This is a genomic window from Halosimplex amylolyticum (genome assembly GCF_051414035.1).
GTDB lineage: Archaea > Halobacteriota > Halobacteria > Halobacteriales > Haloarculaceae > Halosimplex > Halosimplex amylolyticum.
This window is the reverse complement of the sequence record NZ_JBLKNW010000008.1, coordinates 38,257-51,929: the sequence shown is the minus strand read 5'-3', so window position 1 is coordinate 51,929 and position 13,673 is coordinate 38,257. Positions and strand designations below refer to the sequence as shown.

Sequence of the window (13,673 nt, the reverse complement as noted above, 5' to 3'; positions counted from 1 at the left end):
TCCCTCATGCGCTTCCGAGCACATCACGGAGATAGACCACGTCGTTTCGGGTCAGCTCCAGCAGTTCATCGATGGACACATCATAATACTCGCTATGCACTGAAAGAGGTCCAGTGAAACCGATCGCTTCGAAGCAATCGAACACTTCATACCAAGTAACAATCCCTTCACGGAGCGGTAGGTGTTCGACTGTCCATTACATCGTCTACCAGGCACTAGCGGAGCGAAGTAAAAAAAAGAGCTTTACGGGACCGCTATTCCAGCTTCGCCTTCGGCCAGCCAGCCGCCACGTGGTCGAACGGGAGTCTCTCGACGTCGTGTTTCGAACCCTCCGGTTGCCACTCCCAGTGGTCGGTCGACATGTGCTGGTTACTGCCGCCCTGCCGGAGCGGGATCACTGGAAGTAGCTGATTGTGGATCCAGGCCAGCTCCGTAGTGAGTTCCTTTATTTGATCCTCATCCTCACTGGATATCTTCTGGAGTTCGACGACTCTGTTGATGATGTCCTGTCGGGTCATCGTTTCCAGCGACCCGTCGGGGTCGCCCACCGGCATCGGGACCTCGACCTCGTCGGGCCAGCTCAGCCGCGGGCCGTAGTAACCGTCGCCGACGTACGGCTGGAATTGGTAGAACGGGTGTGGATTTGCCCCGCCGGGTCCCCCGCCCCAGAGCCAGGGCGAACAACTGGTTTCGAAGCCGTTGGGGAAGATCTGACCCCAGAATTGGCCGGTCTGCTGCATCTGGAAGTTGATGCCGAACTCACGCATCTGATTGACTATGCCCTCGATCCAGGGCTTCCACCCGCTCGGAGCAGGGACCTGCGGCTCCCACGGGTCGCCGTCCGGGGTCATGACCGTCCCGCCGTCCTTTGAGAACCCGGCCTCCCGGAGTAGCGACATGGCCTTCTCGTCGTCCTTCTCATACGCGGTGAAGATGTCAGTCGGATCATCGAACCAGGCCTCGTTCTGCTGAGCGGTCATCGCGTTGGGAACGGGGGGCGACTGTCCCGGTCGCAGGTCTTCTGCCATGCTGACCGATATACCGGCCGCGGCGACGGCCCAGTCGACGAAGATGGGGTCGAAATCGAGGATGTACGCGAATGCCTGTCGGACCTCACGCTGCCCGAAATACTCGTGACTGAGGTTGAATCCCCAACCCTCACCGTAGGACTGCGGAGCCCTGCGGTACGTCCAGTGATCCGATTCGAGCCAGCCGGCGATGGGCCACGTCCGACTCTTGAACTCGATGGTATCGGACCGTACCGCGGAGTCGAGGTTCTCGAAGGCGATACCTCGGACGTCCCAGACCGGGATGGTCACTGCGTCCGCGTTCCAGAAGTCCTCGTTCTTGACGAACCGCACCCGGTCGCTGCTCTTGCGGTCGAACTTGAAGGCGTTATTCCCGTATGGGTCCTCGATGGTTTCGCTCTGGATATCACTGCGGACCTGTTTCTCCTCCTCTTCGTTCTGGGCCTCCTCGAAGCGCGCCAGGTAATCACTGTAGAGGTCGTGCTTGATAGTGAGTCGGGACCGTAAGAGCTTGTCTTTGAAGATCTTTGGGTTGACCGCGGAGGCGAGCGTCAGTTCGACCGTCTTTTCCCCAGTCGTCTGGACCGAGTCGGTGAACGCCCACACGTTGTAGCTGTCGCCGTACACGTGCCGATTGAGCCTCATCTGGGTCACGAGGTCTTGGGCGGTCACCGGATCTCCGTTGTGCCAGTTTGCGTCCTCTCGAATCGTCACCGTCACTGTCGTTCCCTCCTCCAGGGTCGACGGAATTGACCACGACTCCGCCACCGACGGTTCGAACCCATCCTGAACTGGCATCGCCAATCGGCAAAACAGCAGCGGAATGCCAAACGTCTGGCCGGCGACGTATTGGTTAAATTGCTTGTTCGAGAACGACGTGCCCCCGAGGTTGTCACCTGGGATGGTGAACTCGGGGTCAAGGGGTTGGCCGGCCTGCGTCTCAGTCTCGGTATCGCCACCATCACCACCATCACCACCGTCGCCGGTTGTTGGGGTGTCGGTTGGGGTCGTGCCACCGTCCCCGCCGTCGCTGGGGCAACCAGCGATGGCAGCCGCAGCACCGACCTGTCCGGTCAGTACGAGCCACTGTCTTCGGGATAACCCGTTCTCTTGGGTCATACCTCATGATATATTGTGAACTACTTATATTTAATGATGAACTCACAACACGTCTCTCCCAGATACGACCGGTAACGTCGAACGGCTCGGGCACTTCAATCCGGGAACAGTCATCTGGACCGAAATCGGAGTGTGACACGACCTCCGTCACCCGCCGCCGAGACTGTCACTCGCCACCCAGCGAGAGCCGGAGCGTGAACGCGTAATCGAGTTCTCCGGTGTCGGCGGGTAATTCGACGTGCAGCGTCTCGTCGGGCCGGTGATGTGGCACGCCATCACCCTCCTGCTCCGTGAGCCGCCAGTCCAGGTCTGAAGTGCCTCTCACGAGGTCAATCTGGTCGATCTCGGGGTGGCGATGGCTGCCCTCGGCGACGATCTGGTGCAGCGGTGTCTCGATTGCGGTCTCACCCACCTTGGGCCAGTCTAGCAGGATGACGTAGTAGTGGTCACCCGCCCGGAGTAAACGCTTGTCCTCGGCAGTGAAGGCGATGCTGGAAGCCTCCTCGAACTCCGTGGAAGGTGAACTCGGTGGGGCCCTCTCCGGCCTCCCAGTCGGGACGGGAGCCGTAGACGGCTTCGGCGTTCGTATCGAGCCAGTTGCCGACCTCCCGGAGCAGTGCGGCGGGTTCGTGGGGGATCGTCCCGTCCGGGCGGGGGCCGACGTTCAGCAGCGTGTTACCGTTCTTGCTGACAGAGTCGACGAACCCCTCGATCATCTCCTCCGTGGACTTGAACTCAAAGTCCTTGACGTACTCCCAGGAGGGCCGATCGACGGAGGTGTCGGTCAGCCACGGCTGGATCGACAGCTCCTCCCACCAAGAGCGCTCGTCGTCGGCGATGCCGACGCAGGGTGGAAGCTGGCGCTTGTGAGTGATCCCAACCTCCTCGCTCCACTCCGCGGCCCGGCTGTACTGGTTGGCGACTACCTGGCGGCGGCGCTCGTCGTGCTCGAGGAACGGCTGGTACCCCCACGCGAAGTCGAACTAGATCAGGTCCGGGCGGTACTCGTCGGCCACCCTGTTGGTGAGGTCCCGCCACTCCTCGTAGTACTTCTCGGGCGGATCCTCGCCCAGCGGACCCGTGCCGACGTTTGATGGCCGAAAACGCGCTTTCGGCCATCCATCGCTGCCCGTAGAGATCGCTGTCCAACCGTACATTGTGGGCGTGGTCGTAGTGAGTGAACAGCCGGTGCCTGATGAGTGGACGGACGCCGTCTGATCGGAGTGCGTCTCGAAGCGATTGGTCGTCAAGGATTTCAGCGCCACGGGGCGCCGAATATTTTCACGAAGTTACAGCCAGCAGTATGACTGGTGGCTGACCATGCAGGGCTGACAGGGGAGACCCGAGTCTGACACAAACGACATCGTACTCGACGGATATGCGGTCCAGCCGTTCCAAACCCGTTGAAACGAGATGGGACAGACAGGCAGTGACCGAAAGGGATTACGAGACGAATTCCCCGACGGAATTCTCCGGGACAGTTGACTGATGACAGTAGCCCCGAAACGCAGGGGTTGACTCTATATTACGTATCCATGACCGGCGAGTCTGTCAGACGGATCAGTTCTGGATTCGGGTTCGGTCACACGCCTGCACCGGAATACAGCAATACTATTCGTAAAAAGGTTTTGAAAGCGAGTGTTAACATATGGCCGAAACGAACTGGACGCAATCGGGATCAACAGGTTTGGGATGTGATGTAGAAAGGGAACAGCCTGCTTATCCCCTCATTCAGCGGGCGACGGCGCGACGAACTGTCCGGAGTCGAACTCGATGGGGGCCGGTTCTTCAGCGACGCGCAAATCCTCGCGTTCCCTGGCCTCTTCGACGAGGGGCGCAGACGCGTAACAGCGCTTGAGGTGCATCGTGTCTGTCACCCGGAGAACGCGGGGCGATCGAGAGGCCCTGGTACCAACCGTGCCGAGTGCCGCGACCAGCCCTGCGCGGTCGGTTTCGACCACCGGGGGAAGTCGCACCCCGCGGACGGTACTGGCGGTGATCGCGTTGATCAGCGATTTTTCGGTTTCGAGTTCGTCGAGCAGGTCGGTGTGAACGAAATCGGCGGCGCCCATTCCCATCGCATTCCCCTTGGTTTTCGCCGTTAGTCCGCGGGCGAAGACGCGTTTGACATCGGGCGACTCGGGTTCGGGTTCGCTGATAGTGAAGTGGCGCCGCCCGGTGACGTTTGTGTCCATCCCCTGACCGCTGACGTCTTTGCCGAGTCGGTCGACGACCAGCACGTCGATGTCTTCGTAGGGAAGCGTCGGCATTCGCTCGAGGGCCGTCTCCAGTAGCTCGGACTCGCGGCCGAGAAACCCGGACGGGGGGATGCCTTCCAGTATCGTCGTCTCGTCGTGTTCGTCCTCGACGATAGCGACGCCCCCAACGACTGGAAGCGACTCCAGCAACTGCTCGGTGATCTCGGGTATCATGTTGCGGAAACTCCAATCGACAGCCCAGTCGTGAGCCGTTTTCGCGCCTCGCTGTTTTCCCATCCCGATGACGAGCATCTTGGAGAGGCCGCTCTCCACGTCGCCACTGAAGTCCGTATGGGGCTTGACACGGTTCACTGGCAGTATGGCATCGGCCTCGGCTGCGTGAGCGTCGGTGTACACTGGCACCCCCCGTTCTGGCGTCTCGCCGACCTGGACAACCTCCATCGTAGCCCGGATGTCGCAACCGACCGTCTCCGGCGTCACACCGAGCGTGGCGAGTTTCTCCCGCTGGCCGCTCTCCGTTGCCCCACCGTGGCTCCCCATCGCCGGAAAGATGAACGGCTCGTAGCCGCGTTCGGTGAGTTCCGTGACGACACCGCGGACAATGTCGGGAAGATTCGCGATCCCGCGGCTCCCCACGCCAACTGCCACCTCTCCGCCCGGTGGGATCTTTTCAAGCGGCAGGTCGGTTACCGCTTCGCCTGCGCGCTCGGGAATCCGGGTGGGCGGAATAGGAGCAGTTTCCCAGACCTGTTCGATCACGCCGAGTTCGGGGACTTCCAGGTGATCACAGGCTTCGAGGACGATTTCTTCGTCGACCACGATATCGGAGACAGAATCCATATTTGAGGATAGACGACAGCTCTTGTTAAGTGTACTGCGACCGTTCGAGGTTGAACAGATCGAACTGCGGTCCTCCTGGGTGACACACCCCCCACCTGGACCGAACAGATGCGGCCAGAGAACTGACCGTCGATGCGAGGTGAACTCGGTCTCGAGAGGTAGTCGATTGTCAGCTCTGCGGCAGGCGCCCGCCACGGTTAAATCAGAGGCGCTCAAGCAGTCGGTATGGACGTTGGCTTTATCGGTGCAGGTTCAATCGCACAGGTCCACCTCCAGAATCTCGACCAGTTCGACAACGTCGCGGTGACGGCTGTCTGCGACGTCGACGAGCGGCGGGCGGAGACAGTTGCGTCCGCTCGCTCCGGTGAGACGGAGACGTATACGGACCACGAAAAGCTCCTGGCCGAGGCCGACCTCGACGCGGTCTTCGTTGCGATACCCCCAACAGCCCACACCAATCAGGTCTCGATGGCGGCCGAGCGCGGAATCGACCTCTTCATCGAGAAACCGCTCCCCCTCAACGGCGACCAGGCGCGGAGGTTCCGCGACGCCATCGAGGACGCCGGCGTTCTCTCCCAGGTCGGTTACATGTTCAGGTACGCACCGCTCGTCGAACGCGCAAAAGAACTTATCGAAGACCGGACTCTCTCGCTGATCGAGGGACACTGGCTGAGCGGCGTCCCGGAGGCTGGCTGGTGGCGACAGAGAGATCTGTCCGGGGGGCAGGTCGTGGCGACGACGACGCACGTCTACGATCTCGCTCGCTACTTCGGCGGCGAGGCGGTAGCCGTCTCGGCGCATGGCGGTCAGCGAATCGTCACCGACGCCATCGATTTCGAGGACAGTCACGGCGCCACCGTTCACCACGAAAACGGCGTCGTGAGTCAGGTGGCCTCCACCTGTACGGTGCCCGATGACCGCCACGTAGATATGACCCTCGTCGGCGACGAGTTCCGCCTCTCCCTCGATTTCAACGAACGAACGCTCAACGGGACCGTCGACGGGGAACCGGTCTCGTACGCCGAGCCCGAGCCGGAGTTCGAAGGCGAACAGCTGGACTATTACGACCCGTTCACGTTCCTGTGGCGTCGGGACTACTACAACGAAATCGAGGCGTTCGTCGAAGCTGTCCGGACAGGGGACGAGTCGCTGCTGCGCTCGCCGTTTGCCGATGCCTTCCGTACCCACGCACTGACGACGTCCGTCAATCAGTCACTCGAGACGGGGGATTCGATTCAGGTCGGCTAACTGATCGAGTGAAGATCCTTCATCCCGACGGGTCGGAGTCAAGAGCGTCAACCCAGCGAGTACGAACCGACTCAGGAACAGCCTGCCAGTGACATAGTCGCTGAGTGATTCGGTAGGTTGCGTCGGTAGAGACAGAGCCATCGGTAAGTGGTCTTCCCAGGTGCCCAGAGTGCACCGTATTCGGAGAGGTCGACCATCTGTTCCGACAGCTGTGGGTAAGGGGACGCTCCCCTCGAAACCGTCACGCCCGCAGAGTCACGCGAGTGCAGCCGGCTGTTCGTCCGTGCGCTCGCTCCCAATGAGAAACCCGACCCGGTGAACGGGCTGTTGGGAGGTCTTGCTATGTCCGATATGTCGTGTTATTGTGGATTTTGGGGTCTGCGGGCGGTCAGTGAAGGGTACCGTACGACGGAACGAACGGACCTGTCTGTTGAACCTGCAGGGGATCCGTTCGATAGTTCCGGCCGCGGTGGTGGCACACCTGACAGCAGGCTGGGTTCACTCCGGGGGGTCGAACTTCGTGGCGGCGACATGTCTCACGCCGCCCTCGACCGGGAGGTCGTCCTCGTCAGTGTTGAAATAGTAGACGGCGAGGACCGACCCGTCGGCCAGTTGTGTCGCGCGGGGATATCCGAGGTCGTAGTTCCCGCCGTCATCTCGAAGAATCCACTCCCGCCCCCAGGACTGCCCGCCATCATCACTGAACCTGGCTCGAACGCCGAACGGCGGATGCCGGTATCCGTATACGCAGCAGAGCCGTCCGTCGTCAAGTCGAATCAAATGGCCCGGCTCTCCCTGGTCATTCACGCGCGAGCGGTAGGTCCAGTTCCGGCCGCCATCTCCCGAGGCGTACACCTCGACCCAGTTGGCGCGGGTCGACGGTTTGCAGCGGACGGCCGCCAGGAGCGTCCCGTCGTCAAGTCGGACGGGTGACGGACAGATAATCCGGTAGTCCTCGCTGCCGGCGATATAGGACAAAAACGTCCAGTTCGCTCCGCCGTCGAAAGAGACGTAGGCGATTGGGCGGTCATGTGGGTCAGACGCGGACTTCCCGGTCAGCAATAGTAATAGCGCGCCGTCGTCGCGAACGACGTAGGAGGGGCGACCCTGGATCCGAGGGAAGATACGCTCCGGAAGTTTCACGGGAGGACTCCATGTCCGGCCACCGTCGTCGGACGCCTTGATCCAGGCAGTCGCCGCCGGGTCACCGCTGTTGGGCGCCGACCAGCAGGTCAGTATCGTCTCCCGGTCGGTGAAATCACGGCCCTCCAGCGTCTTCTTGGGCCCGTACTGTACGGCATCGCTCGTCGCGACGTTGTCCGCGATCACGCCGTCGGCCTCCCAGGATTCCCCGCCGTTGGTCGTGCGCATCGAGTATATCTCGCCGTAGGTCTCGACTCGCCCGTGGCTGAGCTCGCTCTCGACGGCGTAGTCGCAGTCGTGTTTGACGAACGATACCAGAACCTCATCAGGTCCGACGTGCCAAAGACCGGTATTGAACGGCCACGAACAGAATTCGTCGGGTCGTCGATAGACATTCGTGTGCGTCGCGTTCGGCGCCGTGGACACTCCCGTATCTGTCGGTGCCATACCGGGGGCGCATCCGCCGTTCACATAAATCGGTCGCCGCCGCGACCGGTGACCGGTCCCGACGCGATCATTGACGGCGGAGTCAAGATCAGTCGTTGTCCGAGATAGCCTTGGGTTCGTTAGGTTCCTCCGGGCACTCGACGTGGTCGTCGGAGAGGTCAAGATCGACAGATTCGATCCGACAGAATCGCCTCGTATGAGATCAGTGTACCCAGATGTTCTCCATGTCCCAGATGTCCAGTGACTCGAGGCGGGCCGTGCCCCGATGGGCTGACAGAGCGATCCCGGTATTCTCGGGATCCGGATAGACGCGTGTCGTCAGGGTCTCTCGTCCGTTAGCAAATACCTCTACAATGCTCTTATCCACGAAGACCCGAAGATCTAGATGCTCCTCGTCGTCAAGCGTGACTGAGCCGGTCTCGGGCGGGCGTCCCAGTGCATCGCTACGTCCGTCTGTCTGCCCAATGTCGATCCCCAGTGAGTCGGTCGCGGCCCAGTACGAGACAGTTGTCGCATCGCCGCCATCAGGTGAACGTAGTACCGATAGGTCGACAACTCTGGCGTCTCCAACGTCTATTTCGGCTCGAAGTTCAAAGCTCCTCCCACCGTCACGTGGAGCGACCCACTCGTTGTTCGCCGGGAGTGACACCGATTCGACGCGCCAGTGGTCAGTTCGTAGCGTCTCGAGTTCGTCTACGGGTGCAAGTCTGAGTTCGCCATCCACAACCGAGAGATCCCGGGGGAGGCTGATGACACCGGCCCAACCCTCTCCAGGCTGTTCTCCCCAGTCGTCGATCCCCTCGACAACGTTGAAGAAAGCGACACGTCGGTCCCCCTCGCGGAGGACCGACGGCGCATGGAGGTTACTGTGGGTGATCGGACCGTAATTTAACCGGCCATGGGTTTCGATCTCGAACACCCCCGCGTCACTGTCGTAGTCGCCGACGTAGTATTGCGGGCCGCGCGTGTGGCTGAAAAAGAGGAGTACGTGTTTGCCATCGAGCGCAAAGAAGTTGGGAACTGCCCCGTCCTCGTCAGGATCAGTGTAAAACCCGTCCTGAACGATCGGTCCCCGGTACTCCCACTCCGTCAGGTCGGACGACTCGAAGAGGAACTCCGTCGTGCGGCGGTCGACCTTCCACCCCGACAGCGAGCAGTAATTACCGTCCGCACGCCAGATGCACGGGTCGAACACCTCGTACGGAGCGGACTCGTCGAGTGGAATGACGGGGTTAGCGTCCGACTTTTCGATTTCGGTGAGGAACGGACCCGTTGCTGTGGCAATGCAGTTACCTGCTTCAGTGCCGAAATACATGAGGACCGCACGGTCGCCCTCGACGAGTGCTTGGCCGCTGAAACAGCCGTCTTCCGGTCCACCATCGGGTGACAGTGCGATGGGCAAGTCCTGCCAGTGGACGAGATCGTCGCTGACCGCGTGCCCCCAGTGCATGGCCTCGCTCCAGGTCCTGTCAGCAGACACGTCTGGGGGCCAGAATTGGTAAAACAGGTGATAGCGTCCGTTCCAGTACAGTGCGCCGTTCGGGTCGTGGAGCAGACCGCCAGGAGGTACAAAGTGGTAGTCCGGACGATAGGGATCGTCAGTGAACGTCTGCCGATTTCGTTCGAACTCCGTAAGTTCGCCTGACTCGCGAACGGTTGACGGCGCTTCGCTTCTGCGGTCCATATCCAGCTATATCCATAGTATAGTATAGTATAAGTTTTCATACTCATTTTCAACTGGAAGGGGACCAGTGGTAGGTGTTCAGCCGTCGTACGTTTGGTTGTATGTCATGCCCGGGTCTCGCCGGATAGTTTAGCGATATATCGATGACAGCTTGCGAACGACCGTCCCAAGCGTCATCGTCTATCCGCCGCAATTCGCGGTAGTCGTATCCCGGAACCATCGGCACGCCGGGTGGTGCGAAGCGTAGCTTTTTGTAATCGACTGGTGATGTCTGTGACATGAGTGTCCCGCCGTATCTACGAGAGTACGAAGACCGCTACAGCGAGGACCCCCGTGGGGCCGCGACCGCGTGGTTCGCGGACGCGGACTACGGGTTGTTCCTGCACTACGGACTTTACTCGCTGCTGGCGAATCACGAGTGGGTACAGTACGACGAGGCGATCCCGCCCGAAGAGTACGCGCTGTTACAGGAGTATTTCACCGCGGAGGGGTTCGATGCAGAGGCGATAGTCGAGTTCGCACAGGACGCAGGCATGGAGTACGTCAATCTCACGACGAAACACCACGACGGGTTCTGCCTGTTCGACACCGGCCAGACGTCGTTCAACGCGACCGAGGCGCCCGCTGGCCGGGACCTCGTCGGCGAACTCGCCGAAGCGTGTCACGATGCCGGCCTCGGCTTTTTCTGTTATTACTCCGTCGGCGTGGACTGGCGCCACCCTCACGCCCCGAACCGCGAGGAGTGGGGTGACCCTGCGCGCCCTGACTACGATGAGCGGCCGAACATATACGCCGACGCCGGCCACGACCTCGACCGCTATCTCGAATACGTCAAGGCACAGTGTCTCGAACTACTGGAGTACGACCCCGCCGGCATCTGGTTCGATCCGGCGGTGTTCTCGACCCAGCCCGGCAAGGCAGGTTGGGACCCCGAACCGTTCGACCTGCCGGCCCTCTATGAGACGATCCGCGAGCGGCGTCCGGAGACGCTCGTCTCTTTTAAAGACGGCGTCACCGGGACCGAAGACTTCGTCGCCCCCGAACTGTACTACGACTCCCACCGGGAGGAACTCGAAAAACCCGGCGAGGTGTGTGCCTGTATGCTGCCCGCTCAAGCCTACGAAGACCAGATTCGCCACTCCTGGGGCTATCTGGCCGGGGCCGAGGGGATGCACAAGACCGAAGACGAGGTTTGGGATCTGCTCGCTGAAACCACTGGAAAGGGATACAACCTCCTGTTGAACACGGGTCCTCTTCCGGACGGGTCGCTCGACCCGGAGGACACCGAGGTTTTGCGCGCGATCGGCGACCGCCTCGACGACGAGGGACTACCCGGCGAGTGAGAGTCCGCGGTCGTTTGTTCACACTCTGTCGGTTGTGGAGTCCCGTTTCCGTGCCCGATCTTCCGGGACTACGCGTCGAGTTCGGCCACCCTGACGACGGTGTTCGTCCCGTACGGGTAGCCGGTACAATCGAGCGTCGTCAGGTCCGCGTCGTCACTCTGGAGGACACGGATCCCTTCGTCGGAATCCACCCAGCGTGCCACTGTGACTTCCCGGTCAAGTCCGACGATAGTCCTGGGACCCGTGCCGTCACCCCTGACGGTCACATCCTCGTGCCCGGAGACGGAAAGATCGAACGCCAGGTAGTAGAGGTCGTCGTCGGCTTCGAGGACCGCGTCGCGACCGGGCGTTTCGCAGTCGACCGGTCGGCCGTCGTAGATGACGTCGTCGTGCAGCTCGACCCACTCGCCCGCCCGTCTGAGCGCAGCGGTCTCGTACTCTGGAATCGCCCCCTCAGCGGTCGGACCGACGTTGAGCAGGTAATTCGCTCCGCGAGCGCGACACGTCGCCAGCGTCTCGATGATGTCGCCCGGCGACTTGTAGTCGAAGTCCCGCTCGCCGATTCCCCAGTGACCGTTCATCGTCTGACACATCTCGGCGGCGACGTACTTGTCCATCCCCTCGCGGTTCACCGGGTCAGGCTCCCTCTGTTCGAACGTGACACTGTCGACCTCGGGGTGGCTCACTTCCCCTTCGTTACCGATTCCGGTGTTGTTGACGACGATGGCCTCAGGCTGGTGTTCCCTGACGAGCGCGTACCGCTCGTCGAGGCGCCAGTCGTCGTCGCGCGACCAGTCGCCGTCGAACCAGATGCCGCCGAGGTCGTACTCGGCGAGCAGGACCTCGAGCGAGTCGTGGAGAAAGTCGACGTACTCGTCGAACTCGCCGGGCGAACACTCGTGGGAGTCGCGGTGCCAGTCGAGCGTCGTGTGATAGAGGAAGGGCTCGATCCCTTCAGCGTGGCAACCGTCGACGAACTCGCGGACGAGATCTCGTCCTGCCGCCGAGTTGGGAGCGTCGTAGTCGGTGAGTCCCCGGGTGTCGTACAGCGAGAAGCCGTCGTGGTGGCGGGCGGTGAGGACGGCGTATTTCATGCCCGCTGCTTTCGCGAGGCTGGCAATCTTGCGGCCATCGAACGCCTCAGCGGTGAATGTCTCCGCGAGGCCTTCGTATTCCTCGTGAATCAGGTCGTTGTCCAGATGGAGTATCCATTCGCCTCGTCCGAGCTGGGAATACAGTCCCCAGTGGAGGAACATTCCGTAGGCCCGTCGTTCGAACTCGGCGACTCGCGGAGTCGGGTCTGGAACCGTCATGAGCGTGAATCGCTACCGCGGTGCTTGGTCTTTCGGGTCGCCGCGGGACGTGCCCCCTCAAAGGACTACAGGCTGGACCGACACAATGCGTGGGACCTAGTTCGCGAGAAGACGGGGGATGCACTCGTTGAAAAGAAGACGTTTGTGTTCGTCCAGCAGATCCGTGTTTGGTCGTAACTTCGGCTGGCGACGGCTCACGATTCGGGAACATCGAAAACTGTCGCAGCGACGTATCTGACTCCACCGTTCATGGGGATTGTGGGGTCCTCCTCAGTGAAGTAGTATGCCGTGAGAACCCGGCCCGGTTCAACTTCGACGGCTCGGGGGTAACCGAGGTCAGGACAGCCGCCGTCGTCTCGGACGACGAATTTGGGTCCCCAGGTCGACCCGCCGTCGTCACTCACTACCGCGCGGACGCCGTACGGCGGGTGTCGGTACCCATACACGTAGAGCAGTCGACCGTCGGAGAGTCGGAGCAGTTGTCCTGGGGCACCGTGATCGGTGACGCGGCTCCGGAACGTCCAGGTCTGGCCCTGGTCCTCGGAGATGTAACACTCCGTCCACAGCGCGTCCCAGGCCGGATTGCACCGCACCGTCGCCACGAGAGTCCCGTCGTCGCGTTGCACCGCGGTCGGACAGATAGTGGCGTACTCAGCTTGCGGGGTCAGATACGAGAGAAAAGTCCAGTTCGCGCGCCCGTCGAACGACGCGTAGACGCTGGCTCTAGGTGAGGGACTCGTCTCGCTTATCGCCGACCCGAACAGGAGGACGGTCCCGTCGTCGCGGACAAAGGTTGACGGGCGGCCCTGAACACCCTCGTGATGGAACGTCGGTAGTCCCATCGGGTCCGACCAGGTGTGTCCGCCGTCCTCCGAGAGCCGGATCCACGGCTCGGACCACTCCGCCCAGAAATCGGGGGCAGCCCAGGCCATCAGGAGCGTCTCTGGATCTGAGAGGTCGACCGAATCGACCTCGACGGTTCGGCCGTGAAGCACTTGCTCGGAGATGTCCGGGAACCGACCGACCACCTCGGGAGATTCCCAGGTGTTACCACCGTTATGTGTCCGTGACAGCCGAATTTCCCCGTATGTCGAGATCCGGCGGTGATTCAGGTGAGACTCGACAGCGTAATCGCAGTCGTGAGCGAAGAAGCCGACCGCTACCTCTTCATCACCGAGCAACCACATCCCACCGTTGAACGGCCAGGCCGCGAACTCGTCCGGGTTGCGGTGGACGACTGAGTGCGTCACATCTTGAAGTGAATGCGTCTCAGCAGTCGGTGAAGCCAT

The 13,673-nt window shown here is 61.4% G+C and carries 10 protein-coding genes and 1 pseudogene; 2 read left to right on the top strand and 9 right to left on the bottom strand.

The genetic code is table 11. The annotated features are described in order from the left end of the window. Positions 1 to 254: 254 nt before the first annotated feature. The 5 genes and pseudogenes from ACMGFE_RS22380 to ACMGFE_RS22360 all read right to left on the bottom strand — a co-directional run bounded on the left by ACMGFE_RS22380 (position 255) and on the right by ACMGFE_RS22360 (position 5,206). Positions 255 to 2,147: an ABC transporter substrate-binding protein gene (locus ACMGFE_RS22380; protein ID WP_436927502.1), complete on the bottom strand. Its 1,893-nt coding sequence runs from the start codon at positions 2,145 to 2,147 to the stop codon at positions 255 to 257. 166 nt (positions 2,148 to 2,313) lie between these two features. Further along, on the bottom strand, positions 2,314 to 2,559 hold the full coding sequence (locus ACMGFE_RS22375; RefSeq protein ID WP_436927501.1) for a hypothetical protein: 246 nt from the start codon (positions 2,557 to 2,559) through the stop codon (positions 2,314 to 2,316). Positions 2,560 to 2,593: 34 nt separating this feature from the next. Beyond that, positions 2,594 to 3,022: an alpha-L-fucosidase gene (locus tag ACMGFE_RS22370; protein ID WP_495849306.1), complete on the bottom strand. Its 429-nt coding sequence runs from the start codon at positions 3,020 to 3,022 to the stop codon at positions 2,594 to 2,596. A gap of 181 nt (positions 3,023 to 3,203) precedes the next feature. After that, positions 3,204 to 3,395, bottom strand: a pseudogene (locus tag ACMGFE_RS22365) (IS5/IS1182 family transposase); the annotation flags it as partial. A 479-nt stretch (positions 3,396 to 3,874) separates the two neighbouring features. After that, positions 3,875 to 5,206 (bottom strand): nickel pincer cofactor-dependent isomerase, group 22, encoded by a 1,332-nt coding sequence (locus tag ACMGFE_RS22360; RefSeq protein ID WP_436927574.1) that lies wholly within the window; start codon positions 5,204 to 5,206, stop codon positions 3,875 to 3,877. A gap of 225 nt (positions 5,207 to 5,431) precedes the next feature. Between ACMGFE_RS22360 and ACMGFE_RS22355 the strand changes: the two genes are divergently transcribed. Continuing rightward, positions 5,432 to 6,454, top strand: a complete 1,023-nt coding sequence (locus ACMGFE_RS22355) for a Gfo/Idh/MocA family protein (RefSeq protein WP_436927500.1) — start codon at positions 5,432 to 5,434, stop codon at positions 6,452 to 6,454. A gap of 498 nt (positions 6,455 to 6,952) precedes the next feature. Here the strand turns inward: ACMGFE_RS22355 and ACMGFE_RS22350 are convergent, their stop codons facing one another. Together ACMGFE_RS22350 and ACMGFE_RS22345 are read right to left on the bottom strand one after the other, a co-directional pair. Next, on the bottom strand, positions 6,953 to 8,206 hold the full coding sequence (locus ACMGFE_RS22350; RefSeq protein ID WP_436927499.1) for a sialidase family protein: 1,254 nt from the start codon (positions 8,204 to 8,206) through the stop codon (positions 6,953 to 6,955). A gap of 40 nt (positions 8,207 to 8,246) precedes the next feature. Next, the gene (locus ACMGFE_RS22345; protein ID WP_436927498.1) at positions 8,247 to 9,728 is read right to left on the bottom strand and encodes a glycoside hydrolase family 32 protein; all 1,482 of its coding nucleotides are present in this window, start codon (positions 9,726 to 9,728) and stop codon (positions 8,247 to 8,249) included. A 278-nt stretch (positions 9,729 to 10,006) separates the two neighbouring features. On the opposite strand from ACMGFE_RS22345, the gene ACMGFE_RS22340 reads away from it, so the two are divergent. After that, entirely contained in the window at positions 10,007 to 11,071 is a 1,065-nt protein-coding gene (locus tag ACMGFE_RS22340) for an alpha-L-fucosidase (protein WP_436927497.1), read from the top strand. Positions 11,072 to 11,139: 68 nt separating this feature from the next. On the opposite strand, the gene ACMGFE_RS22335 is transcribed toward ACMGFE_RS22340, so the two are convergent. Further along, complete coding sequence (locus ACMGFE_RS22335; protein ID WP_436927496.1) at positions 11,140 to 12,384, bottom strand: alpha-L-fucosidase; 1,245 nt, start codon at positions 12,382 to 12,384, stop codon at positions 11,140 to 11,142. Positions 12,385 to 12,578: 194 nt separating this feature from the next. Further along, a complete protein-coding gene (locus ACMGFE_RS22330; protein ID WP_436927495.1) occupies positions 12,579 to 13,673 on the bottom strand; it encodes a sialidase family protein in 1,095 nt (364 codons plus the stop codon).

Bases quoted from the DNA above. Each gene is read 5' to 3' on its own strand.
- ACMGFE_RS22330 (WP_436927495.1), bottom strand. From the start codon at position 13,673: ATGGCTTCACCGACTGCTGAGACGCATTCACTTCAAGATGTGACGCAC.
- ACMGFE_RS22360 (WP_436927574.1), bottom strand. From the start codon at position 5,206: ATGGATTCTGTCTCCGATATCGTGGTCGACGAAGAAATCGTCCTCGAA.
- ACMGFE_RS22335 (WP_436927496.1), bottom strand. From the start codon at position 12,384: ATGACGGTTCCAGACCCGACTCCGCGAGTCGCCGAGTTCGAACGACGG.
- ACMGFE_RS22380 (WP_436927502.1), bottom strand. From the start codon at position 2,147: ATGACCCAAGAGAACGGGTTATCCCGAAGACAGTGGCTCGTACTGACC.
- ACMGFE_RS22345 (WP_436927498.1), bottom strand. From the start codon at position 9,728: ATGGACCGCAGAAGCGAAGCGCCGTCAACCGTTCGCGAGTCAGGCGAA.
- ACMGFE_RS22355 (WP_436927500.1), top strand. From the start codon at position 5,432: ATGGACGTTGGCTTTATCGGTGCAGGTTCAATCGCACAGGTCCACCTC.
- ACMGFE_RS22340 (WP_436927497.1), top strand. From the start codon at position 10,007: ATGAGTGTCCCGCCGTATCTACGAGAGTACGAAGACCGCTACAGCGAG.